Here is a 22,523-nt window from a genome sequence, read left to right as displayed (position 1 = left end):
CGCTGCTGAAGCGAGCGTGTACACTACTTCTCCTTTTGACAGAACCGGATAGAGATCGACATGCCCGTTGTTCAGGTTGCCCTGCCCGTTCCGCTGCCTCGCCTGTTTGACTACCTGCTGCCCATCGACGCGCCGCAGCCGGTGGTCGGTAGCCGCGTGAGCGTACCGTTTGGCAATCGCAAAATGATTGGCATTGTGGTGAAGATTCAGGAAAGCAGCGATCTGCCTCTGACGCAGCTAAAGCAACTGGAAAGCGTGCTGGACGATCAGAGCCTTTTCTCTCCCGCACTGTGGCGCATCCTCAACTGGGCAGCAAGTTACTATCATTACCCACTCGGCGAAGTGCTGAGCCACGCGTTGCCGGTGCTGTTGCGCCAGGGTAAACCAGCTCAGGAATCCCCGCTCTGGCAGTGGGTGATCAACGACGCGGGACGTGAAGTGGCGATGGAAAGCCTGAAGCGTGCGCCTAAGCAGCAGCAGGCACTGGCGGCACTGCGTCAACAGCCGCTTTATCGCCACCAGGTCAGTGAACAGGATCTGACTGATGCTGCGCTGCAATCGCTGCGCACAAAAGGGCTGTGCGATCTGCGTGAACACGCGCCGCAAATGCACGACTGGCGCACCACCTTTGCCGTAAAAGGCGATCGCCTGCGCCTGAACACCGATCAAGCCATGGCAGTAGGTGCGATTCGCAGCGAAGACGAGCACTATGCCCCTTGGTTACTGGCAGGCATTACCGGTTCCGGTAAAACGGAAGTCTACCTCAGCGTGCTGGAGAATGTGCTGGCACGCGGCAAACAGGCGCTGGTGCTGGTGCCAGAAATCGGGCTGACGCCCCAAACTATCGCCCGCTTCCGCGAACGATTTGATGCGCCCATCGATGTCCTGCACTCTGCACTCAACGACAGTGAGCGCCTGGCAGTGTGGCTGCGTGCGCGCCGCGGCGAAACGGCGATTATCATCGGCACGCGTTCGGCCTTGTTCACCCCGCTGGCTCGTCCTGGCGTGATCATTATTGATGAAGAGCACGACAGCTCGTATAAGCAGCAGGAAGGCTGGCGCTATCAGGCACGTGATTTGGCGGTGTTCCGTGCGCACGAGGAGGATATTCCTGTCGTAATGGGTTCAGCCACGCCGGCGCTGGAAACCCTGCACAATGTGCGCGTCGGGAAATATCGCCAGCTCAATCTCACCAAACGCGCTGGAAATGCCAAACCGGCTTTGCAACAGCTGATCGATCTTAAGGGCCAGCAGCTAAAAGGCGGCCTGGCCCCTGCGCTGTTAGGCAAAATGCGTCAGCATTTACAGGCCGATAATCAGGTGTTGCTGTTCCTTAACCGACGCGGATTTTCTCCGGCGTTAATGTGCCACGACTGCGGCTGGTTAGCCGAGTGTCAGCGTTGCGATAGCTATTACACCCTCCATCAACATCACCGCCAGTTGCGCTGCCACCATTGCGACAGCCAGCGCCCGCTGCCAAACCAGTGTCCTGGCTGTGGTTCGACGCATTTGATGCCGGTGGGTGTAGGGACCGAACAGCTGGAACAGCAGCTCAGCACACTCTTCCCTGGCGTGCCGGTATCGCGCATCGACCGTGATACCACCAGCCGCAAAGGCGCGCTGGAACAACATCTGGCCGATGTACATCGCGGGGGAGCCCGCATTTTGGTCGGTACGCAGATGCTGGCCAAAGGCCACCATTTCCCCGATGTGACGCTGGTATCGCTACTGGATGTCGATGGCGCGTTGTTCTCCGCTGACTTCCGGGCCGCCGAACGCTTTGCGCAGCTGTATACCCAGGTCGCGGGCCGCGCTGGACGCGCCGGAAAACAGGGTGAAGTGTTGCTACAAACCCATCATCCGGAACATCCCCTGTTGCAGACGCTGCTCCATCGCGGCTATTTCGCTTTTGCTGACGAAACCTTGCTGGAGCGCCAATCCGTCCAACTGCCCCCCTGGACCAGCCATGCGCTGTTTCGGGCTGAAGACCTCGATAACGCGCAAGCCGCCGAATTTCTGACGCAGCTGCGTAATTTGCTGGAAGCCAGCCCACTGAAAGATGAAGCCATGTGGTTGATGGGTCCGGTTCCTGCTCTGGCGCCGAAACGCAGTGGACGCTGGCGTTGGCAACTGCTGATACAGCACCCTTCACGCAAACGCCTGCAACAGTTGCTCAGCAGTTCATTACCCCTGATCTCAACCTTGCCAGCCGCGCGTAAAGTGAAATGGACGCTGGATATCGATCCTACTGAGAGCTAAGCCACATCACATCTGCGAGCCAGATCGAAAAAAGTCGCACAAGTCACAATTTTTATGCAAATTAAGTAACAACCTCATCCGGCGTTGGGTTATCAATAGTGCCCATCCCGGCTGAAGCCCGGCAATGTCTGCAAATCAATGCGCTGTACCGCGTCAGGAGTTATACGTTGGACCAGAAGCAACCTTCATCTGCTGCCACCATGAAAGATGTGGCCGAGAAAGCCGGCGTTTCAACCGCCACGGTATCTCGTGCGTTGATGAATCCAGAAAAAGTCTCGGCTGCCACCCGGCAGAAAGTTGAACAGGCCGTCATTGACGTAGGCTACGCGCCACATGGATTGGCGCGCAACGCCAAACGCGGTGAAACTCAAACCATTCTGGTGATTGTGCCGGACATCTGTGACCCCTTCTTTAGCGAAATCATTCGTGGCGTGGAAGTGACTGCCGCTCAGGAAGGTTATCTGGTGCTGATTGGTGACTGCGCGCATCAGGATCAACAAGAAAAAACCTTCCTGAACCTGATGCTGACACGGCAAATCGACGGGATGGTGCTGCTGGGTTCACAGTTGCCATTCGAGGCGGGTATTGAAGATCAACGCAATCTGCCACCGATGGTGATGGGCAATGAGTTTGCCCCAGAAATGGCGCTGCCCACGGTGCACATCGATAACCTGACCGCCGCCTTTGAAGCGGTCAACCATCTGCTGCAACTCGGCCATCGCCAGATTGCGTGTATCACCGGCCCTGAGCACATCCCACTCTGCCAGTATCGTTTGCAAGGCTATATTCAGGCACTGCGCCGCAGTAATATCGCCATCGACCCGACGATGATTGTCCACGGTGATTTCACCTTCGAAGCAGGCGCTAATGCGCTGAAACAGTTAATGAGCTTACCGATCCCGCCTAAAGCGATATTCTGTCACAGCGATTTGATGGCGCTGGGCGCGATGAATCAAGCACGTAAACTCGGCATGCGCATTCCTCAGGACCTTTCCGTGGTGGGTTTTGACGATATCGAGCTGGCACAGTATTACGATCCACCGCTGACCACCGTCGCCCAGCCGCGATTTGCCATCGGCCGCGAAGCGATGCTGCTGTTGCTCGATGAGTTACAAGGTAAGCGGGTCAATAACGGGTCTCGCCTGCTGGATGCAGAGCTGCGCGTGCGCGGGAGCACGGCACCCGCCGCAAAACGTGAAAAATAACGATGGAACCCTGCATTTTCAGCAGATTCTTAAGGCAGACTCTGCTGGTCAAAGTTCCAGCCCTTGAGTAACATGGCGCATTCCTTGCCGGGCAATTAACAGTACATTTACAGGCCCATTGGCATTTTTTAAAGGGTATCAGAACGAAAGTGGCACAGAGAGATTATGTAGGCCGCGGGCGTTCAACAGGGACGCGTCGCAAAAAACCCGCAGCGGGCCGCAGCAAGAAAAGCAAAGGCGGCTCCGGCACCTCAAAGCTGATGATGGTACTGGCCGTGGCCGTGCTGGTCACCTTTGCCGGTGGTTTATGGTTCATCTCTCATCATAAAAAAGAAGAGACTGAGGTTATTCCGAATCATAAAGCCAACGGCAACGGCCTTCCGCCTAAGCCGGAAGAGCGCTGGAAGTACATCAAAGAGCTGGAAAATCGCCAGATCACCGTGCCAACGCCGACTGAACCGTCTGCTGGCGGTGGCGTGCAGTCGCAAACCCAACTCACTGATGAACAACGTCAGCTGCTGGAGCAGATGCAGGCGGATATGCGCCAGCAACCCACGCAGCTGAACGAAGTGCCATGGAACGAGCAAACACCTGCGCAGCGCCAGCAAACCTTGCAACGTCAGCAGCAGGTGCAAGTTCAGCAACAGCAATTACAGCGCCAGCAGCAACAGTTACAACAGCAGCAGCGCCAACAGCAGATTCAGCAGCAGCAGGCCACGCGTCAGCAGCAGCAACCCGCGCCAATTACCCGCGAGCCGGTGCAACAGCCGAAACCGCAGGAGACGGCAAAAGCGAAGCAGGAAGAGAAGGCCACTGCTCAGCGCTGGATGGTGCAGTGTGGATCGTTTAAAGGTACCGATCAGGCAGAATCTGTGCGTGCGGGGCTGGCATTCGAAGGTTTCGAAAGCCGCATCACCACCGGCGGTGGCTGGAATCGCGTGGTTATCGGACCGTTTAAAGATCGCAGCAGCGCGGACAGCACCGTCAAACGCTTACACAGTTCCGGCCACAGCAGCTGTATTCCTCTCGCATTACCTTAAAGACGAGCGGCAAGTGCACTCCCCCTGAGCATACAACAGGGGTGAGCGTACCTCGCCAGCTCACCTGCCCTGTCAAGTAAGACAAATCTTGGGGTTGAAACCCTCTAAACTTGCCCCATATCTGGTTGCATGATACTCCGCGCTCTGTGCGCGGCGTTCCTTTTCCACTGCAACAAGGGGTCTGCCCGTGACAACAATAGTAAGTGTACGACGCAACGGCCGAGTCGTAATTGGCGGTGATGGCCAGGCGACTCTCGGCAATACCGTGATGAAAGGCAATGTTAAGAAAGTGCGTCGTCTCTACAACGACAAAGTCATCGCTGGTTTTGCTGGCGGTACTGCAGATGCCTTCACCCTATTTGAACTGTTCGAGCGCAAGCTGGAGATGCATCAGGGTCACCTGGTGAAAGCCGCGGTCGAACTGGCAAAAGACTGGCGCACCGATCGCATGCTGCGCCGTCTTGAAGCACTGCTGGCGGTCGCTGATGAAAACTCCTCGTTGATCATCAGCGGTAACGGTGACGTGATTCAGCCGGAAAATGACCTGATTGCCATCGGTTCTGGCGGACCTTACGCCCAGGCAGCGGCACGCGCCCTGCTGGAGAACACGGACATTGGTGCGCACGATATCGTAGAGAAAGCGCTGAACATCGCGGGTGATATCTGCATCTACACCAACCACAACATTAACTTCGAAGAATTACCGTCTAAGGCGTAAGGATTAAAATCATGTCTGAGATGACTCCCCGTGAGATTGTCAGCGAGCTTAACCGCTTCATCATTGGCCAGGATGGCGCCAAGAAGGCCGTCGCGATTGCGCTGCGTAACCGCTGGCGCCGCATGCAGCTCGACGAAGAGCTGCGCCATGAAGTGACACCAAAAAACATTCTGATGATTGGCCCGACCGGTGTCGGTAAAACCGAAATCGCTCGCCGTCTGGCAAAACTCGCTAACGCACCTTTCATCAAAGTTGAGGCCACTAAATTCACCGAAGTCGGTTATGTCGGTAAAGAAGTGGACTCGATTATTCGTGATTTGACCGACTCCGCTATCAAGATGGTGCGCAGCCAGGCGATCGAGAAAAACAAATACCGTGCCGAAGAGATGGCTGAAGAGCGCATTCTCGATGTGCTGATCCCACCGGCAAAAAATAACTGGGGCCAGGCGGAGCACACCGCTGAACCTTCTGCTGCACGCCAGTCTTTCCGCAAGAAGCTGCGTGAAGGCCAGTTGGACGATAAAGAAATTGAGATCGATCTGGCGGCCTCTTCTGCCGGTGTTGAGATCATGGCTCCTCCTGGCATGGAAGAGATGACCAGCCAGTTGCAGTCGATGTTCCAAAACCTCGGCGGTCAGAAGCAGAAAGCACGCAAGCTGAAGATCAAAGACGCGATGAAGCTGCTGATCGAGGAAGAAGCGGCAAAACTGGTGAATCCGGAAGAGTTGAAGCAGGACGCTATCGAGGCTGTTGAGCAGCACGGTATCGTTTTCATCGACGAAATCGACAAAATCTGTAAGCGCGGCGGCCAGTCTTCCGGTCCTGACGTTTCACGTGAAGGCGTGCAGCGCGACTTGCTGCCGCTGGTAGAAGGTTGCACCGTTTCAACCAAACACGGCATGGTCAAAACTGACCACATCCTGTTTATTGCTTCGGGCGCATTCCAGGTGGCGAGCCCATCGGATCTGATTCCAGAACTGCAGGGTCGTTTACCGATTCGCGTTGAGCTGCAAGCGCTGACTGTGAATGACTTTGAGCGCATTCTGACAGAACCTAATGCCTCCGTTACCGTGCAGTACAAAGCGCTGATGGGCACAGAAGGTGTGAATGTCGATTTCACCGAAGACGGCATTCGTCGTATCGCTGAAGCCGCATGGCAGGTCAATGAAACCACCGAGAACATCGGTGCGCGCCGCCTGCACACGGTGTTGGAACGTCTGATGGAAGACATCTCCTATGACGCCAGCGATCGTAGCGGTGAATCCATCACCATTGATGCCGAGTACGTTGGCAAGCATCTGGACGTGCTGGTGGCAGACGAAGATCTCAGCCGCTTTATTCTGTAATCGTCTCATCGATGTGCGATGCCCGGCCACTGCGCCGGGCATTTTTTTTGCGCAGGATATTGATGCAGCGCTTTTTTTGACGGTTGATGATTTTGCCAACAATCCTCAGATAGCGATATACTTACCCCTCCTGTGGCAAACAGACGATACCCTCATGAAATACGATACTTCCGAACTCTGTGACATCTACCATGAAGAAGTGAACGTGGTTGAACCGCTCTTTTCAAATTTTGGCGGACGCACCTCATTCGGTGGACAAATCACCACAGTGAAATGTTTCGAAGACAACGGCCTGCTCTATGATTTACTCGAAGAGAATGGTCGGGGTCGTGTGCTGGTCATTGACGGCGGAGGTTCCGTACGTCGCGCGCTGGTGGATGCACAACTGGCACGTCTGGCCGCGCAAAATGAGTGGGAAGGATTGGTGGTTTACGGTTCCGTGCGCCAGGTTGACGATCTGGAGGAGCTGGAGATCGGCATTCAGGCGATTGCCGCGATTCCCGTAGGCGCTGCAGGTGAAGGTATTGGTGAAAGTGACGTTCGCGTTAACTTTGGTGGTGTCACCTTCTTCTCCGGTGACCACTTGTATGCCGACAATACCGGTATCATCCTGTCGGAAGACGCACTCGATATCGAGTAAGCCACAAAATACACCTTAAATACTTCGAGTCCCCTCATGGGGCCTACTCTTGGTGCAGGAAGGCAGCCAACGCACCTGCGGCTTGAAGTATGACGGGTATAAAACGGGTGCCGAGGCACCCGTTGGTTTAAGCGCTGATGTTTAAATACTGGCTTAAACCTCTTCCATTTTTCCCAGCAGTGCACGCAGGCGCTCCTGCCATACATGCTGCTCTTCTTTCAGATGCTGGTTTTCACGTACCAGTGCATCCTGGTTGCCAGAAGCCTGGCTGGCTTCGTTGCGCAGCGTGTTGTTCTGATCTTTCAGCTCTTCAATTTCCATCTGCAGCAGAGTGATGGTATCAATCGCCTGCTGTACTTTCGCTTCCAGTTTTTCGAACACTTCAAATGACATCTTTCTGACCTCTCCTAAATCTCTTGCAAGGCGTTGATGGTGCTGGGACTGCCTTGTTATGGTGCGTCCAGCCACGATGTCCCGATTGTATGTAGCGAGACCTTGCAAGTCCAGCGGCACAGGGCCTGCAACGCTAGTCTGTAACACTTTTCAGTTAATGCTTAAAAAAACGCTCACGTTCGCGCATTTTTGCGCGCGGTCACGGTATTGCACCCAGTGACAGCAGGGTTAATGGGTCATAAAGAAAAGCAAAAGACGCGAAAACGCGCATTTTTATGACGCAGTACACATATTTCGATTTCGCTATTTCTCGTTTATGCTCGTTAACGATAAATTCACATCAGCCCTACATAAGAGCTGGGTGACTCATGGATTGAGAACAAAAACTGATAAAATTTAACCTCGCTTCAGGAATACCATTATGAGTCAAACAACGAACACACTAAAAGGTCAGTGCATCGCCGAGTTTCTCGGCACCGGTTTGATCATCTTTTTTGGTGCAGGCTGTGTGGCGGCGCTGAAACTGGCGGGTGCCGCATTCGGTCAGTGGGAAATTTGTATTATCTGGGGTTTAGCTGTCTCCATGGCAGTTTATCTCAGTGCTGGCGTGTCAGGTGCGCATTTGAATCCAGCCGTTACCGTCGCGCTGTGCCTGTTCGCTAACTTCGAAGGCCGTAAAGTTCTGCCCTACATCCTGGCGCAGGTTGCCGGAGCCTTCTGTGCGGCAGCGTTGGTTTATGGTCTCTACTACAATTTGTTCTTTGATTATGAAGTCAGCCATCAAATGGTACGCGGTAGCGTGCAGAGCCTCGACCTGGCCGGCATCTTCTCTACCTATCCAAACCCACACATCACTGTAGGTCAGGCTTTCCTGGTGGAGATGGTGATTACGGCAGTGTTGATGGCGGTGATTATGGCACTGACTGACGACGGCAATGGTGTGCCTCGTGGTCCGCTGGCGCCGCTGTTAATTGGTCTGCTGGTTGCCGTGATTGGCGGTTCAATGGGCCCACTCACCGGCTTCGCACTGAACCCGGCACGTGACTTTGGTCCAAAACTGTTTGCCTTCATCGCCGGTTGGGGTGACGTGGCCTTTACCGGTGGCAAAGATATTCCTTACTTCCTGGTTCCGATTTTTGGCCCATTAGTGGGTGCCTGCCTCGGAGCCTTCGGTTACCGTTCACTGATTGGCCGTAACTTGCCTGTCAATGTGGCGGAAGCCAGCAAAACAGAAAAACCGGTCGCACGCGCTGAGCAGCGTAAAGCGTAAGTTTCATCGTTAATCATCAGGAAAATAAAATGACTACGACTGATAAAAAATACATTCTCGCGCTCGATCAGGGCACGACCAGCTCCCGTGCCGTGGTACTGGATCATGACGCGAACATCGTCGCCGTCTCACAGCGTGAATTTACCCAGATCTACCCGAAAGCGGGCTGGGTAGAGCATGACCCAATGGACATCTGGGCCTCACAAAGCTCAACGCTGGTAGAAGTGCTGGCTCATGCCGACATTCGCTCTGATGAAATTGCCGCGATTGGTATCACTAACCAGCGTGAAACCGCCATCGTGTGGGATAAAGAGACCGGTAAGCCAATCTACAACGCCATTGTCTGGCAGGATCCGCGTACTGCGGACTACTGTAACAAGCTGAAGAAAGAGGGACTGGAAGAGTACATCCAGCACACCACCGGTCTGGTGATTAACCCGTACTTCTCCGGCACCAAAGTGAAGTGGATTCTCGACAACGTGGAAGGTGCGCGTGAGCGTGCAAAACGTGGCGAGCTGCTGTTCGGAACCGTTGATACCTGGCTGGTGTGGAAAATGACACAGGGCCGCGTACACATCACCGATCACACCAATGCCTCGCGTACCATGATGTACAACATCCACAAGCTGGAGTGGGATGAGCGCATGCTGGAGATCCTTGATATTCCGCGCGAAATGCTGCCGGAAGTTAAAGGCTCTTCTGAAATCTACGGCCAGACCAACATCGGTGGTAAAGGCGGTACGCGTATTCCTATCGCCGGTATTGCAGGTGACCAACAGGCAGCGCTGTACGGCCAGCTGTGTGTGCAACCTGGCATGGCGAAAAACACTTACGGCACTGGCTGCTTCATGTTGATGAACACCGGTACCGAAGCGGTGACCTCCACCCACGGCCTGCTGACCACCATCGCCTGCGGCCCACGCGGTGAAGTGAACTATGCACTGGAAGGTGCGGTGTTTATCGGCGGCGCGTCCATTCAGTGGCTGCGTGATGAGATGAAGCTGATCAGTGATTCAACTGACTCTGAATACTTCGCGCTGAAAGTGAAAGACACCAACGGCGTTTACATGGTGCCAGCCTTCACCGGTCTGGGCGCACCATACTGGGATCCGTATGCGCGTGGCGCCATCTTTGGTCTGACACGTGGTGCGAATGCTAACCACATCATCCGCGCGACTCTGGAATCCATCGCTTACCAGACGCGTGACGTACTGGAAGCCATGCAGAATGATGCCGGTACGCGCCTGCAATCCCTGCGTGTTGATGGCGGTGCGGTTGCCAACAACTTCCTGATGCAGTTCCAGTCAGACATTCTGGGTACCCGCGTTGAGCGTCCAGAAGTGCGTGAGGTCACAGCATTAGGCGCCGCTTACCTGGCGGGCCTGGCGGTTGGCTTCTGGAGCGATCTGGAAGAAGTGCGTGCGAAAGCCGTGGTTGAGCGCGAGTTCCGCCCAAGCATTGAAACCACCGAACGTAACGTACGTTACGCTGGCTGGAAGAAAGCTGTCGCGCGCGCACAAGCGTGGGAAGACTCAGAGTAATACTCAACTGACCCGCGGCACCCTGCCGCGGGTTTTTCTACCCGTCTCACTTTCCCCTCCGTGCTACACTGCTTGCCTGTTTTTTATCAGGTGCAACCATGAAACGAGAACTCGCGATTGAATTTTCCCGTGTGACCGAAGCCGCTGCGTTAGCGGGCTATCACTGGTTAGGACGCGGCGATAAAAATGCGGCTGACGGCGCAGCCGTTCACGCCATGCGCATTATGCTCAATACCATCGATATCGACGGCCAGATTGTGATTGGCGAAGGCGAAATCGATGAAGCCCCGATGCTGTATATCGGAGAAAAAGTCGGTACCGGCCGTGGCGACGCGGTGGATATCGCCGTAGACCCGATTGAAGGCACACGCATGACGGCCATGGGCCAGGCCAACGCGCTGGCCGTGCTGGCGGTGGGCGATAAAGGCAGCTTCCTGCACGCACCTGATATGTACATGGAAAAGCTGATTGTCGGGCCGGGCGCACGTGGGACCATCGATCTCAATCTGCCGTTGGAAACCAACCTCAAAAACATCGCTATCGCACTCGATAAGCCCCTCAGCCAACTGACCGTCTCGATTCTGGCCAAACCCCGCCACGATGCGGTGATTGCGCAGTTGCAGCAACTCGGCGTGCGCGTGTTTTCCTTCCCGGATGGTGATGTGGCCGCATCCATTCTCACCTGCATGCCAGACAGTGAAGTTGATGTTCTCTACGGTATCGGCGGCGCGCCAGAAGGCGTAGTGTCAGCGGCAGTGATCCGTGCGATGGATGGCGACATGCAAGCCCGCTTGCTGGCGCGTCACGACGTCAAAGGGGATAGCGAAGAGAATCGCCGTCTTGGCGAGCAAGAGCTGCAACGTTGCGCCGAGATGGGCATTAAAGCCGGAGAAGTGCTGAAGCTGGAGGAGATGGCGCGTAACGATAACGTGATTTTCGCTGCCACCGGCATCACCACCGGTGACCTGCTGAAAGGCATCACCCGCAACGGTAACATCGCCACCAGCGAAACCCTGTTGGTGCGCGGCAAATCACGCACCATTCGCCGCATCCAGTCGATCCATTATCTGGACCGCAAAGACGCGGCGCTGCATCAGTTTATCCTGTAATCGCCTGTTTGCCGCTCTCAGGATGACGTGAGAGCGGCCACCAGCACAGCAACATCACCAGTGACGTCACAAACATCAGCATGCCAAGGCTGGACTGATCGTGCTGAGGTAACAGCGCGGATAGCCAGGCAATCACGCCTGAACCCAAATTCTGCAAGCCACCAATCAGCGCACCCGCACTGCCCGCTAACCAGGCATAGGGTTCCATTGCGCCAGAGGTCGCCAGCGGGAACAGCATACCGGCACCAAAGAAGAACAACGCGGCTGGCACCAGCAGCGTCCAGATATTCATGATGCCGAACCAGGCTGGGACCCACATCAATAAACCAGCCAGCAAGCAACTGTTGACGCCATACCACATCAGCGTGTGCCAGGATTTCTGCTCACGCCCGGCAAACCATGCGCCAAAGAACGCCGCCGGAATGGGCAGAATAAACAGAATACTGACGGTCAACCCATCAAGACCCAGCACACCTCCGAGCAGCACGCCACAGCTGGCCTCAAACACCGCGATGCCTGCCAGTGCGCCAATCAGCAGTAGCAGAAAGCGCACAAAATTGCCGTCACTGAGCAACGTGGCATAACGACGCAGGAACGGCGTAGCAGGCGTTTCAACGGGACGCGTTTCCGGTAACCACCGCGCCATAGAGGCCGTTACGCCCACACACAGCAGCAGCAGGAAGGCGAAACAGGCGTGCCAGCCAAACAGATGCGTGAGCAATGCGCCTATCACCGGTGCCAGCAGTGGGCTGACCAGAATGCCCATATTCAGCAGACTGTTAGCCTGGCGCAGCGCAATACCCGAATAGAGATCGCGTGGCATGGTGCGCGCCATCACACCCGCCACGCCAGTCCCCAGCCCTTGCACCGCGCTGCCGAGGACTAAAATGTGTAGCGAGGGTGCGAACATGGCGATCAACGCGCCCACGGCAAAGATCGTCATGCCGATAAGGATCACCGGGCGACGACCAACATTGTCTGACAGTGGGCCGTAGATCAGCTGCGATCCGCCATAGGTCATCAAGTATGCGGCCATCACCTGCTGCATGGTGCCGCTGCGCACATTGAGCGCTTCCGCCATGTTGGCCATCGCCGGAACATAGATCGTTTGCGCCATCTGACCCACGGCCACTAAAACGATCAGCATGAATAACAGGAAGCGGTTTTGCGTTTTATTTTTCAACATGGAACAAAATGTCTGCCTGAGAAACAAAATTAAGACAGCATGAAAAAATGCCATCTGAAATGAATGGCGGCAAAAATATCAGGATTGAGTGACAAATCGAGAGGTGAGCGCAAAGTGGTTTACGCGCAGGCGGCAAGCTTATGTACCAGGCTTGTAAAGTGGTCGCTACAGTTGCTGATCTGTGCGCTCCATTTGTCGCTGAGAGCGCTTTGCCCGGCACAGGGCTGGAAATGAGCTGGCTGGCTGACGATGATAGTGACATGCCTGAATAATCAACAATAAGGAGCGATCATGGCAGAGTGGATCAATGCTGAAGTGAAAGAAGTGAAAAACTGGACCGACGCACTGTTCAGCCTGCGCGTTACCGCGCCCATTGATGCTTTCACCGCCGGGCAATTTGCCAAACTGGCGCTGGAGATTGACGGCGAACGCGTACAGCGCGCTTACTCTTATGTGAATGCCCCGCAGGATCCGCTGCTGGAGTTTTATCTGGTCACGGTACCGGAAGGTAAACTCAGCCCGCGTTTACAGGCATTACAGCCTGGCGATCAGGTGATGGTGACCAAAGAAGCCGCAGGATTTTTTGTGCTCGACGAAATTCCCGACTGCCGCACCCTGTGGATGTTGGCTACCGGCACCGCAATCGGTCCCTACTTGTCGATTCTGCAGCAAGGTGAAGGCCTGGAACGTTTTGACAATATTGTGCTGGTTCATGCCGCGCGCTATGCCGATGACCTGAGCTTTTTACCGCTGATGCAGCAGTTGCAACAGCGCTATCAGGGCAAACTGCATATCCAAACGGTGGTGAGCCGCGAAGAGATAGCCGGTTCACTGCACGGCCGTGTGCCACAATTGATAGAAAGCGGAGCATTAGAACGTGCCGTTGGCTTGCCGATGACAGCTGACACCAGCCACGTGATGCTGTGTGGCAATCCACAAATGGTGCGTGATACCCAGCAGTTGTTGAAAGAGTCGCGTGATATGCGCAAACATTTCAAACGCAAACCCGGTCATATGACCAGCGAACATTACTGGTGATAAGTGCGGTGTGATTAATGTCAGATTTTTCTCAGTGCGAGTTTTGACTTTGGTCGGTAAAAACCGTTCTAATCATGGGCTAAGTGAATGATTTAGGGCCGAAGCAATGAAGAACCTGCCAGTCGCGCTGCTTGTTAGCCTCGCACTGACATTTCCCGCCTGGGCGGAGGATGCACCTGCGCAGGATCGTAGCGATCATCTGCCCGCTGCGCCCTATTTGCTGGCGGGCGCGCCCACCTTTGATATGACCATCGCGCAGTTCCGCGAAAAATATAATGCGGCGAATCCAGAACAGCCGCTGCTGGAATATCGCGCTATCGATAATCGCGACGACAAGAGCAACCTGACGCGCGCTGCCAGCAAAATCAGCGAAACGCTGTACGCTTCCACCGCATTGGAGCAAGGCACCGGAAAAATCAAAACGCTACAAATCACCTGGCTACCGGTTCCAGGCCCTGACATGAAAGCCGCGCAGGCCCGCGCCATGGATTACATGACCGCCCTGCTGCGCTTTTTCATGCCGGGATTGTCACTTGAAGACGGACGCAAAAAACTCGATTCCCTCCTCAGTGCCGGTAAAGGCGTGCGCTATTTTGCTCGCAACGAAGGTGCACTGCGTTTTGTGGTGGCAGACAACGGCGACAAGGGTTTGACCTTCGCGGTTGAGCCAATAAAACTCTCGCTTGCGACCCCCTGATCACTCCGGCAAAAATGACGAAAAGCAAAGCCAGCGGCACATTTGATCTCTATACTGTCTGGCAGACATCGCTGCCCGATGGCAGCGCTATTTCATGAATCGCGTTATGCGGAGGAAAGAATGCGACATCCACTGGTTATGGGTAACTGGAAACTGAACGGCAGTAAGCACATGGCGGGCGAGCTGATCGAAGGTCTGCGCAAAGAGCTGTCAGGTGTGGAAGGTTGTGGTGTAGCGATTGCCCCACCGGCTATCTATCTTGACCTGGCAAAACACGCCATTTCCGGTAGCCACATTGCACTGGGTGCTCAGAACGTCGACGTTAACCTGTCAGGCGCATTCACCGGTGAAACCTCCGCAGACATGCTGAAAGACGTCGGCGCGAAATACATTATTATCGGCCACTCTGAGCGCCGTACTTACCACAAAGAAAGTGACGAGTTCATCGCGAAGAAATTTGCGGTGCTGAAAGCGGCTGGTCTGATTCCCGTCCTGTGCATCGGTGAAACCGAAGCAGAAAACGAAGCGGGCAAAACCGAAGAAGTGTGCGCACGTCAGATCGACGCGGTACTGGAAACTCAGGGTGCTGCTGCCTTTGAAGGCGTGGTTATCGCTTACGAGCCAGTCTGGGCGATCGGTACCGGTAAATCAGCCACCCCTGCACAGGCTCAGGCCGTGCACAAATTCATCCGTGACCACATCGCGAAGAAAGATGCGGCGATTGCTCAGCAGGTGATCATTCAGTACGGCGGTTCTGTTAACGATAAAAATGCGGCAGAACTGTTCACCCAGCCAGACATTGATGGCGCGCTGGTTGGCGGTGCATCACTGAAAGCGGACGCTTTCGCAGTTATCGTGAAAGCCGCTGCGGCAGCGAAAAACGCTTAAGCTGTAGACTGCGGTTTAAAGGGCGGCCCAAGGGCCGCCTTTTTCATCATTACACGTAGCGGCGCAATTTATTGCGCGATAAATCGCGCCGCTACGGTTGGGTAGTGAGGGCGCGCATTGGCGGTCGTGGGTTTTATTAATGCAAAATCTGGCATTGATGGTCCTGCAACTCTTCCGCCGAACCGCTATTCAACTTCAGCCAGTTCCGCTCCAACGCCAGTAACGCCAGGCGACCATCCGGTAACGCGACCAATGCCAGCCCATATTTCCCCATCTCACTGCGTGCATTTGGCACTTCTTCTGCCAGACGGATAAATGCGCTTTGTTGCGCCAGTTCAGCGGTCGAAAGCGTACGAATCAGATAATGATGTTTGCGCAGCGTAGCGGATTGCCACTGCTCGTTAAGTCGTGCCGTCATGCTATCCAACTGCTGGCGAATATCTGGACGTAAGCAGGAAATGTGGATGTGCAGCTGATTCTGCGAGCGACCATATTGCGCATTTATCGCCAGCGACAGTGCGCTATCATCAATCGGCGCACCGCGTTTTTTCGCCAGTAAACTGCGCTGCTGCCAGGCGGCAGCAAACAGATTTGGCGTAGTGGGTTCGAGAATGATGGGGCTTTCCATGCCGGTGATTTTCTCAATCGGCATCAGTAAAAACTGTAATGGCCCGTTGAGGTCTTTTAACGTGACATAACCCTGAGCAGTGTTAACCTGCTGGCAAGGGGCAGGATTGCCGCTCTTAGCCATATTGGGTACGCACTTCTCACTGATGATCTGCCATAACGCATTAGAATTTTTCTGGAAGTGAAAGGCACTGACGATCAGCCCCACTATCAATAGCAGCAACAACACGGTCAATAACTTCAGGGTACGACGACTTCCCTGCATGGCCTGGCCCTCTGTTCATCACCTGCCTGCATCCTCGCCTGCCGAATGGGTAAAGTCACGGACTTTTGCTGCCACGCAAAGCAAAACGGCCAGCGCAAGGCTGACCGTTTCAATTTAAAGATGATGCGATTACGGTTTCATCACCTGATCATAGCTGCCACCATCGGCGAAGTGGGTTTTCTGGGCCTGTGTCCAGCCACCAAACTTACTGTCGATTGTGAAGAGTTTGACCGGGGCAAAAGTACTGGCAAACTTCTTGGCCACTTCAGGATCGCGTGGACGATAGAAGTTTTCCGCCGCGATGGTCTGGCCTTCCGGTGAGTAAAGGTACTTCAGATACTCTTCGGCGACTTTGCGCGTGCCCTGCTCATCCACCACTTTGTCTACCACGGAAACCGTTGGCTCCGCCAGAATCGACTCGCTCGGGGTGACGATTTCAAATTTGTCTTTACCCAGCTTATTCACCGCCAGATAGGCTTCGTTTTCCCAGGCAATCAGCACATCGCCAATACCACGTTCAACAAAGGTATTGGTCGCGCCGCGCGCGCCGGAATCCTGCACTTCCACATTCTTGAACAGCGCTTTCACATAAGCCAGCGCTTTGGCCTGATCGCCATGGTTTTGGTCCAGTGCCCAGCCCCATGCGGCCAGATAGTTCCAACGTGCGCCGCCAGAGGTTTTCGGGTTCGGGGTGATGACCGAGACACCAGGCTTAATCAAATCGTTCCAGTCATGGATGCCCTTCGGGTTGCCTTTGCGTACCAGGAACACGATGGTTGAGGTGTAAGGTGCGGAGTTATCAGGCAGGCGTTTGATCCAGTTCTTATCGATACGACCACGGTCAGCAATGGCATCCACGTCAGACTGCAGCGCCAGCGTCACCACATCGGCACGAATGCCGTTGATGACTGAGGTTGCCTGCTTACCTGAACCGCCGTGCGACTGGCGAATCACCACGTTGTCGCCGGTCTCTTGTTTGTAGTGAGCGCTAAACGCTTTGTTGTACTGCTCGTACAACTCACGCGTTGGATCGTAAGAAACGTTTAACAGCTGGATATCCTTTGCCAAAACACTGGTTGAAGCCAGTAACAGGGTGACACCAATACTCCACTTGTTCATTGCTTGCTCTCCCGAGGTCGTTATAGAACAAGACTGACACAAACCAATCCATAGATTAAAGAATTAAAAAAGAGTGTTTATAACTTTGGGGAATATAAGGTTGCACAAAAAAGGGCGCGATTAAGGTCGCGCCCTGATGCAGTTTGATTAGTAGAGTTTTTTCGCAGTGTCGAGCCAATCGCGTTTGAACGGACGCTTCATGTTCTCAATCGCATCGATGATGTCGTGGTGCACCATCTTCTCGTTTTGGATACCGACGCAACGGCCGCCGTAACCCTGCAACAGCAGCTCAATAGAGTAAGCACCCATGCGTGAAGCCAGAATACGGTCATAGGCACATGGCGCACCGCCACGCTGAATGTGACCAAGTACGGTGGCACGGGTTTCACGTTTGGTTTCCGCTTCAATGTAATGTGCCAGGTCGTCGATATCACAGATGTGCTCAGTGATCGCCACAATGGCGTGCTTTTTACCTTTAGCGATACCGGCTTTGATCTCTTCCACCAGCTCTTCGCGGGTGTAAGGGATTTCCGGCAGCACGATAAATTCGCAACCGCCAGCAATCGCAGCAGCCAGGGTAAGATCACCGCAGTAACGACCCATCACTTCAACGATAGAGATACGCTGGTGTGAAGATGAGGTGTCGCGCAGACGGTCAATCGCTTCCACCACGGTCTCCAGTGCGGTGAAGTAACCAATGGTGTAGTCGGTTCCTGCTACGTCGTTATCAATGGTGCCAGGCAGACCAATACACGGGAAGCCCATTTCGGTCAGACGCTTGGCACCCATGTAGGAGCCGTCACCGCCAATCACCACCAGCGCATCAATGCCGCGCTTTTTCATGTTCTCAATCGCGACCTGGCGAACTTCCTCATTACGGAAATCCGGGAAGCGCGCAGAGCCAAGGAAAGTGCCGCCACGGTTGATCATGTCTGACACGCTGTAACGGTCGAGGTTGATCATGCGATCTTCATACAATCCCAGATAGCCGTCGTAGATACCAAAAACTTCAAGGCCTTCACTCAGCGCGGAACGGACAACTCCGCGAATGGCTGCGTTCATGCCTGGGGCGTCACCGCCGCTGGTCAGTACTCCGATTTTTTTGATCATGACAACCTCTGGATTGTTCAAAGCTAAGGATTATTCCTGCCTGCCGACCGGTGTAAACCCATTCACGATCGTGCGGCTTAATAGTTGCAGATAGTATATCAAAGGCTTGATGCTGAATTGATTCAGGTCAGACAAGTTTTCGCTAATTTTTTACAGAGTTGTTAGCGTTACGTCATTTTTATCACGCAACGCCATGATATTTAACCGCTAAAACTGAAAAAAACCTTGCTGATTTTCAGGCACCACCGAACAGGGATCCTGATGAATGATTACGTCAGAACCGGGAAATTTTTGCCGCAATGCTTGCTCAATCTGATCGGCCACCTGATGCGCCTGCAGCAACGGCAAGTGATCATCCATTTCCAGGTGCAGCTGTATAAAACGCGTCGGCCCAGACTGACGCGTACGTAACGCATGCGCACCACGTACGCCTGGCCAGTCACTGACGACATCAATAATTGCCTGTTTTTCTTCTTCCGGCAACGCGCGATCCAATAGCGATTGCACCGCTTCATAGCCCATACGCAATGCGTTATAGAGAATGTAGACGCCGATCCCCAAGGCGAATAACGCATCTGCCCTGACAAAACCATAGCTGCTTAACACCAGGGCAACCAGAATTGCGCCGTTCATCACCACATCGGATTGATAGTGCAGCATATCCGCTCGAATGGCCTGGCTACGTGTGCGCCTGACAACCCAGCGCTGGAACGTCACCAGCAACAACGTTGAGAACAGAGCAACCACCGTCACCACAATGCCTACCAGCGGCGAATGCAGCGTATTGGGTGACGCCAGGTGCTGAATACCGGTGAGGAAGAGAAACAGGGCAGAACCAGAGATGAACATGCTCTGAGCCAGCGCTGCCAGTGACTCCGCTTTACCGTGACCAAAGGTATGATCATCATCGGCTGGCTGTAATGAATAGCGCACCACTAAGAGGTTAGTGAGTGATGCCGCAATATCGACCAGTGAATCGACCAGTGCGGCCAGCATGCTGACTGAACCGGTTAGCCACCAGGCAAAAACTTTGACGATTAACAGCAGTGTCGCCAATGTCGTTGCTGCCAGCGCCGCCCGATTGACGAGTTTTGCATAGGAGGGATCCATGCCTTGCCTCATTAAAGCGCACGCAAAAGCGCCACGCCGTTGTTAAATCATGGCTAAAGTTTATCATCGGCCAGCTTAAGGTGCGTGAATTGAATATTAAGTTAATGATGCGTCAGCGCAATGACAGGCAAAAAAAACCCCGCCATCATGGCGGGGAAGACAGGGATGGTGTCTATGGCAAGGAAAACAGGGATACTATGTTACTGGTTACTGCTGGTACTACTCACTGCATGCAGCGGTGGTGATGGCTGCAATCCGGAGAGCTGACGCATATTGTTGAGACGCCGCTCATAATTCTGCTGCAATAACGCTTGCTGTGCAGGCGTAAGCAGGTGATACATCTGGTTACGAACCCGAGCCATCTCAACTTGCAGTTCAACCTGCGCGCGGGCTTGTTTTTCTGCCTGCTGGCGGATAGCCGATTCGTTAAATTTGTCTGCAATGACAAGGTCATGCATAGTTTCAATGTCCTGAACGCTCAATACGGGGCGTTCGTGTCGCGCTTGCTGCATCAGGTCTCGCATCTGTTGCCGCTGTTGTTCAGTCAGCTCAATGCCATCGAACATGTGGCTTTGCGGATTTTGCGTCATACTGCCTGTCGTCAATCCGCTGTTCTGATGCATCTCGTCAATCGTCGTCGTGTCTGCTGCTTCTGCGCTGGCGTGACTGAGAACCATCGCTGAGGCAATGACGACGGCGGTTAAGTAGCGCATCGTTTACTCCCAGTTCGTTCCGTTTTGCGATTCAACGAGAGCTAGTGTACGGCGATGGCTGCAAACATCCGTCAGGGGGTGTAAAACTACGTAAAGCGTTGGATTGCAGGTCATGGAACACGGTATTTTGCCTGCGGAGGGCAATAAAAAATGAATAAAATCCTGTTGGTTGATGACGACCGCGAATTAACTTCGCTGCTTAAAGAACTGCTTGAAATGGAAGGTTTTGAGGTGATTGTCGCCGGTGATGGCGAGCAGGCGCTCAACCTACTGGACAACACCGTTGACTTGTTATTGCTCGACGTCATGATGCCGAAAAAGAACGGTATCGATACGTTGAAAGAATTACGCCAGCAACATCAGACCCCGGTCATTATGCTGACCGCGCGTGGCAGTGAGTTAGATCGCGTTCTAGGCCTTGAGCTGGGCGCGGACGACTATCTGCCAAAACCGTTTAACGACCGCGAACTGGTAGCGCGTATCCGCGCTATTTTGCGCCGTTCAAACTGGAGCGAACAGCAACAGCAGCATGACAACAGCTCGCCAACGCTGGAAGTGGATTGTTTACGCCTGAATCCCGGTCGCCAGGAAGCCAGTTTCGATACTGAAACACTGGATCTTACGGGTACCGAATTCACCCTGCTTTATTTGCTGGCACAGCATTTGGGTCAGGTGGTTTCGCGCGAACATCTAAGCCAGGAAGTACTGGGCAAACGCCTGACGCCGTTTGACCGTGCCATTGACATGCATATCTCTAACCTGCGTCGTAAATTGCCGGAACGTCGTGATGGTCATCCGTGGTTTAAAACTCTGCGCGGACGCGGCTATCTGATGGTTTCGGCATCATGATTGGAAGTTTGACCACCCGCATCTTCGCCATCTTCTGGCTCACGCTGGCGTTGGTGTTGATGCTGGTTTTGATGGTGCCCAAACTCGACTCGCGCCAGATGACATCGCTGCTGGAAAGTGAGCAACGACAGGGCACCATGATTGAACAGCACGTTGAAGCTGAGCTGTCACAAGACCCGCCTAACGATTTGATGTGGTGGCGTAGGCTATTTCGCGCCATCGATAAATGGGCGCCGCCGGGGCAACGCTTATTGCTGGTGACCAGTGAAGGCCGCGTCATCGGCGCTCAACACAATGAAATGCAGGTGATCCGTAACTTTATTGGCCAGGCAGATAACGCCGATCATCCGCAGAAGAAGAAGTATGGTCGAGTGGAAATGGTCGGCCCCTTCGCCGTGCGCGATGGCGAAGACAATTACCAACTTTACCTGATTCGACCTGCCACCAGTTCGCAGCTGGATTTTGTTAACCTGTTATTTGATCGACCTTTACTGCTGCTGATTGTCACGATGCTGATCAGCTCGCCACTGCTGTTATGGCTGGCGTGGAGCCTGGCTCGCCCGGCACGCAAACTGAAGTATGCGGCCGATGAAGTAGCAAGCGGTAACTTACGCCAGCATCCTGAACTGGAATCCGGCCCACAGGAGTTTCTCGCCGCAGGATCGAGCTTCAACCAAATGGTGAGTGCGCTAGAACGTATGATGACTGCTCAACAGCGCCTGCTGTCTGACATCAGCCATGAACTGCGCACGCCGCTTACGCGCCTTCAGTTGGCCACAGCGCTGCTGCGTCGTCGTAACGGTGAAGGTAAAGAGCTACAACGTATCGAAACGGAAGCACAGCGCCTGGATGGCATGATTAACGATCTGCTGGTGCTGTCGCGCACGCAACACAAAAATGCGCTGGTGAGTGAAGCGATGAAGGCAAACCAGCTTTGGAATGGCGTGCTGGAAGACGCCAAATTCGAAGCAGAGCAGATGGGTAAAACCATGGATGTGCCTTACCCGCCTGGCCCATGGCCGCTCTATGGCAACCCGCATGCGCTGGAGAGTGCGTTGGAAAATATCGTGCGTAATGCGTTGCGCTATTCCCACAACCACATCAGTGTCAGCTTCTCAGTAGATATTCAGGGTATCACTGTCCACGTCGATGATGATGGCCCAGGCGTCAGTGCCGAGGATCGCGAACAGATTTTCCGTCCGTTTTATCGCACAGATGAAGCGCGCGATCGTGAATCCGGTGGCACCGGTTTAGGTCTGGCGATTGTTGAAACGGCCGTCCAGCAACACCGAGGTTGGGTGAAAGCGGATGACAGTCCACTGGGGGGCCTGCGTCTTACGCTGTGGTTACCGCTGTACTCCGCTCGCCAATAATTTGCTATGCTTCGGCCCTCGTTTCCG

At 54.2% G+C, this 22,523-nt stretch carries 21 protein-coding genes; 14 read left to right on the top strand and 7 right to left on the bottom strand.

What is annotated here, in order from left to right:
• Nucleotides 1-60 precede the first annotated feature (60 nt).
• The 6 genes from priA (at nt 61) to rraA (ending at nt 7,208) form a co-directional block, all read left to right on the top strand.
• Entirely contained in the window at nt 61-2,259 is a 2,199-nt protein-coding gene (priA, locus tag ACPUC8_RS16830) for a primosomal protein N' (protein WP_494926862.1), read from the top strand.
• A gap of 167 nt (nt 2,260-2,426) precedes the next feature.
• Nucleotides 2,427-3,464 (top strand): DNA-binding transcriptional regulator CytR, encoded by a 1,038-nt coding sequence (gene cytR, locus ACPUC8_RS16825; RefSeq protein ID WP_039328283.1) that lies wholly within the window; start codon nt 2,427-2,429, stop codon nt 3,462-3,464.
• Between the two features lie 149 nt (nt 3,465-3,613).
• Complete coding sequence (gene ftsN, locus ACPUC8_RS16820) at nt 3,614-4,504, top strand: cell division protein FtsN (RefSeq protein ID WP_494926861.1); 891 nt, start codon at nt 3,614-3,616, stop codon at nt 4,502-4,504.
• A gap of 187 nt (nt 4,505-4,691) precedes the next feature.
• The gene (gene hslV / locus ACPUC8_RS16815) at nt 4,692-5,222 is read left to right on the top strand and encodes an ATP-dependent protease subunit HslV (protein ID WP_071885763.1); all 531 of its coding nucleotides are present in this window, start codon (nt 4,692-4,694) and stop codon (nt 5,220-5,222) included.
• A gap of 11 nt (nt 5,223-5,233) precedes the next feature.
• Entirely contained in the window at nt 5,234-6,568 is a 1,335-nt protein-coding gene (gene hslU / locus ACPUC8_RS16810) for an ATP-dependent protease ATPase subunit HslU (RefSeq protein WP_039328277.1), read from the top strand.
• A gap of 154 nt (nt 6,569-6,722) precedes the next feature.
• On the top strand, nt 6,723-7,208 hold the full coding sequence (rraA, locus tag ACPUC8_RS16805; RefSeq protein ID WP_039328319.1) for a ribonuclease E activity regulator RraA: 486 nt from the start codon (nt 6,723-6,725) through the stop codon (nt 7,206-7,208).
• Between the two features lie 153 nt (nt 7,209-7,361).
• Here the strand turns inward: rraA and zapB are convergent, their stop codons facing one another.
• On the bottom strand, nt 7,362-7,601 hold the full coding sequence (zapB, locus tag ACPUC8_RS16800; protein ID WP_034823745.1) for a cell division protein ZapB: 240 nt from the start codon (nt 7,599-7,601) through the stop codon (nt 7,362-7,364).
• Nucleotides 7,602-8,022: 421 nt separating this feature from the next.
• Here zapB and ACPUC8_RS16795 point away from each other — a divergent pair, with 421 nt between their 5' ends.
• From ACPUC8_RS16795 to glpX, 3 genes are all read left to right on the top strand, one after another.
• Complete coding sequence (locus ACPUC8_RS16795) at nt 8,023-8,871, top strand: MIP/aquaporin family protein (protein WP_039328274.1); 849 nt, start codon at nt 8,023-8,025, stop codon at nt 8,869-8,871.
• A gap of 29 nt (nt 8,872-8,900) precedes the next feature.
• Nucleotides 8,901-10,412: a glycerol kinase GlpK gene (glpK, locus tag ACPUC8_RS16790; protein WP_034823749.1), complete on the top strand. Its 1,512-nt coding sequence runs from the start codon at nt 8,901-8,903 to the stop codon at nt 10,410-10,412.
• A gap of 98 nt (nt 10,413-10,510) precedes the next feature.
• Nucleotides 10,511-11,521: a class II fructose-bisphosphatase gene (gene glpX / locus ACPUC8_RS16785; RefSeq protein WP_039328271.1), complete on the top strand. Its 1,011-nt coding sequence runs from the start codon at nt 10,511-10,513 to the stop codon at nt 11,519-11,521.
• On the opposite strand, the gene emrD is transcribed toward glpX, so the two are convergent.
• Nucleotides 11,511-12,707, bottom strand: a complete 1,197-nt coding sequence (gene emrD, locus ACPUC8_RS16780) for a multidrug efflux MFS transporter EmrD (RefSeq protein WP_039328269.1) — start codon at nt 12,705-12,707, stop codon at nt 11,511-11,513. The two genes, glpX and emrD, sit on opposite strands and share 11 nt — an antisense overlap.
• A 291-nt stretch (nt 12,708-12,998) precedes the next feature.
• Here emrD and fpr point away from each other — a divergent pair, with 291 nt between their 5' ends.
• The 3 genes from fpr to tpiA all read left to right on the top strand — a co-directional run bounded on the left by fpr (nt 12,999) and on the right by tpiA (nt 15,330).
• On the top strand, nt 12,999-13,745 hold the full coding sequence (gene fpr, locus ACPUC8_RS16775; protein ID WP_058970408.1) for a ferredoxin--NADP(+) reductase: 747 nt from the start codon (nt 12,999-13,001) through the stop codon (nt 13,743-13,745).
• Between the two features lie 106 nt (nt 13,746-13,851).
• The gene (locus ACPUC8_RS16770; protein WP_039328263.1) at nt 13,852-14,442 is read left to right on the top strand and encodes a YiiQ family protein; all 591 of its coding nucleotides are present in this window, start codon (nt 13,852-13,854) and stop codon (nt 14,440-14,442) included.
• Between the two features lie 120 nt (nt 14,443-14,562).
• A complete protein-coding gene (gene tpiA / locus ACPUC8_RS16765) occupies nt 14,563-15,330 on the top strand; it encodes a triose-phosphate isomerase (protein ID WP_039328259.1) in 768 nt (255 codons plus the stop codon).
• 136 nt (nt 15,331-15,466) lie between these two features.
• Here the strand turns inward: tpiA and ACPUC8_RS16760 are convergent, their stop codons facing one another.
• From ACPUC8_RS16760 to cpxP, 5 genes are all read right to left on the bottom strand, one after another.
• Nucleotides 15,467-16,222, bottom strand: coding sequence for a CDP-diacylglycerol diphosphatase (locus ACPUC8_RS16760; protein WP_039328256.1), 756 nt, complete (start codon nt 16,220-16,222; stop codon nt 15,467-15,469).
• 129 nt (nt 16,223-16,351) lie between these two features.
• Nucleotides 16,352-17,341, bottom strand: coding sequence for a sulfate ABC transporter substrate-binding protein (locus ACPUC8_RS16755; protein ID WP_039328254.1), 990 nt, complete (start codon nt 17,339-17,341; stop codon nt 16,352-16,354).
• Nucleotides 17,342-17,488: 147 nt separating this feature from the next.
• Nucleotides 17,489-18,451 carry a 6-phosphofructokinase gene (gene pfkA / locus ACPUC8_RS16750; RefSeq protein ID WP_039328251.1) on the bottom strand — a complete coding sequence of 321 codons (963 nt, stop codon included), beginning with the start codon at nt 18,449-18,451 and terminating at the stop codon, nt 17,489-17,491.
• 207 nt (nt 18,452-18,658) lie between these two features.
• Nucleotides 18,659-19,561, bottom strand: a complete 903-nt coding sequence (fieF, locus tag ACPUC8_RS16745; RefSeq protein WP_039328246.1) for a CDF family cation-efflux transporter FieF — start codon at nt 19,559-19,561, stop codon at nt 18,659-18,661.
• 200 nt (nt 19,562-19,761) lie between these two features.
• Nucleotides 19,762-20,274, bottom strand: coding sequence for a cell-envelope stress modulator CpxP (gene cpxP, locus ACPUC8_RS16740; RefSeq protein WP_039328243.1), 513 nt, complete (start codon nt 20,272-20,274; stop codon nt 19,762-19,764).
• A gap of 150 nt (nt 20,275-20,424) precedes the next feature.
• Between cpxP and cpxR the strand changes: the two genes are divergently transcribed.
• Entirely contained in the window at nt 20,425-21,123 is a 699-nt protein-coding gene (gene cpxR / locus ACPUC8_RS16735; protein ID WP_039328240.1) for an envelope stress response regulator transcription factor CpxR, read from the top strand.
• Nucleotides 21,120-22,496 (top strand): envelope stress sensor histidine kinase CpxA, encoded by a 1,377-nt coding sequence (gene cpxA / locus ACPUC8_RS16730; RefSeq protein WP_039328236.1) that lies wholly within the window; start codon nt 21,120-21,122, stop codon nt 22,494-22,496. Before cpxR ends, cpxA begins: the two co-directional genes overlap by 4 nt.
• Nucleotides 22,497-22,523 lie beyond the last annotated feature (27 nt).

Source organism: Pantoea sp. CFCC18177, assembly GCF_059412425.1.
Note: the sequence above shows the minus strand (reverse complement) of the source record. Positions and strands in the feature narration are given on the sequence as shown.

Bases quoted from the DNA above. Each gene is read 5' to 3' on its own strand.
- cpxA (WP_039328236.1), top strand. From the start codon at position 21,120: ATGATTGGAAGTTTGACCACCCGCATCTTCGCCATCTTCTGGCTCACG.
- priA (WP_494926862.1), top strand. From the start codon at position 61: ATGCCCGTTGTTCAGGTTGCCCTGCCCGTTCCGCTGCCTCGCCTGTTT.
- tpiA (WP_039328259.1), top strand. From the start codon at position 14,563: ATGCGACATCCACTGGTTATGGGTAACTGGAAACTGAACGGCAGTAAG.
- rraA (WP_039328319.1), top strand. From the start codon at position 6,723: ATGAAATACGATACTTCCGAACTCTGTGACATCTACCATGAAGAAGTG.
- glpX (WP_039328271.1), top strand. From the start codon at position 10,511: ATGAAACGAGAACTCGCGATTGAATTTTCCCGTGTGACCGAAGCCGCT.
- hslU (WP_039328277.1), top strand. From the start codon at position 5,234: ATGTCTGAGATGACTCCCCGTGAGATTGTCAGCGAGCTTAACCGCTTC.
- ACPUC8_RS16755 (WP_039328254.1), bottom strand. From the start codon at position 17,341: ATGAACAAGTGGAGTATTGGTGTCACCCTGTTACTGGCTTCAACCAGT.
- fieF (WP_039328246.1), bottom strand. From the start codon at position 19,561: ATGGATCCCTCCTATGCAAAACTCGTCAATCGGGCGGCGCTGGCAGCA.
- ACPUC8_RS16760 (WP_039328256.1), bottom strand. From the start codon at position 16,222: ATGCAGGGAAGTCGTCGTACCCTGAAGTTATTGACCGTGTTGTTGCTG.
- emrD (WP_039328269.1), bottom strand. From the start codon at position 12,707: ATGTTGAAAAATAAAACGCAAAACCGCTTCCTGTTATTCATGCTGATC.
- cpxP (WP_039328243.1), bottom strand. From the start codon at position 20,274: ATGCGCTACTTAACCGCCGTCGTCATTGCCTCAGCGATGGTTCTCAGT.
- glpK (WP_034823749.1), top strand. From the start codon at position 8,901: ATGACTACGACTGATAAAAAATACATTCTCGCGCTCGATCAGGGCACG.
- ACPUC8_RS16770 (WP_039328263.1), top strand. From the start codon at position 13,852: ATGAAGAACCTGCCAGTCGCGCTGCTTGTTAGCCTCGCACTGACATTT.
- fpr (WP_058970408.1), top strand. From the start codon at position 12,999: ATGGCAGAGTGGATCAATGCTGAAGTGAAAGAAGTGAAAAACTGGACC.
- cpxR (WP_039328240.1), top strand. From the start codon at position 20,425: ATGAATAAAATCCTGTTGGTTGATGACGACCGCGAATTAACTTCGCTG.
- ACPUC8_RS16795 (WP_039328274.1), top strand. From the start codon at position 8,023: ATGAGTCAAACAACGAACACACTAAAAGGTCAGTGCATCGCCGAGTTT.
- pfkA (WP_039328251.1), bottom strand. From the start codon at position 18,451: ATGATCAAAAAAATCGGAGTACTGACCAGCGGCGGTGACGCCCCAGGC.
- zapB (WP_034823745.1), bottom strand. From the start codon at position 7,601: ATGTCATTTGAAGTGTTCGAAAAACTGGAAGCGAAAGTACAGCAGGCG.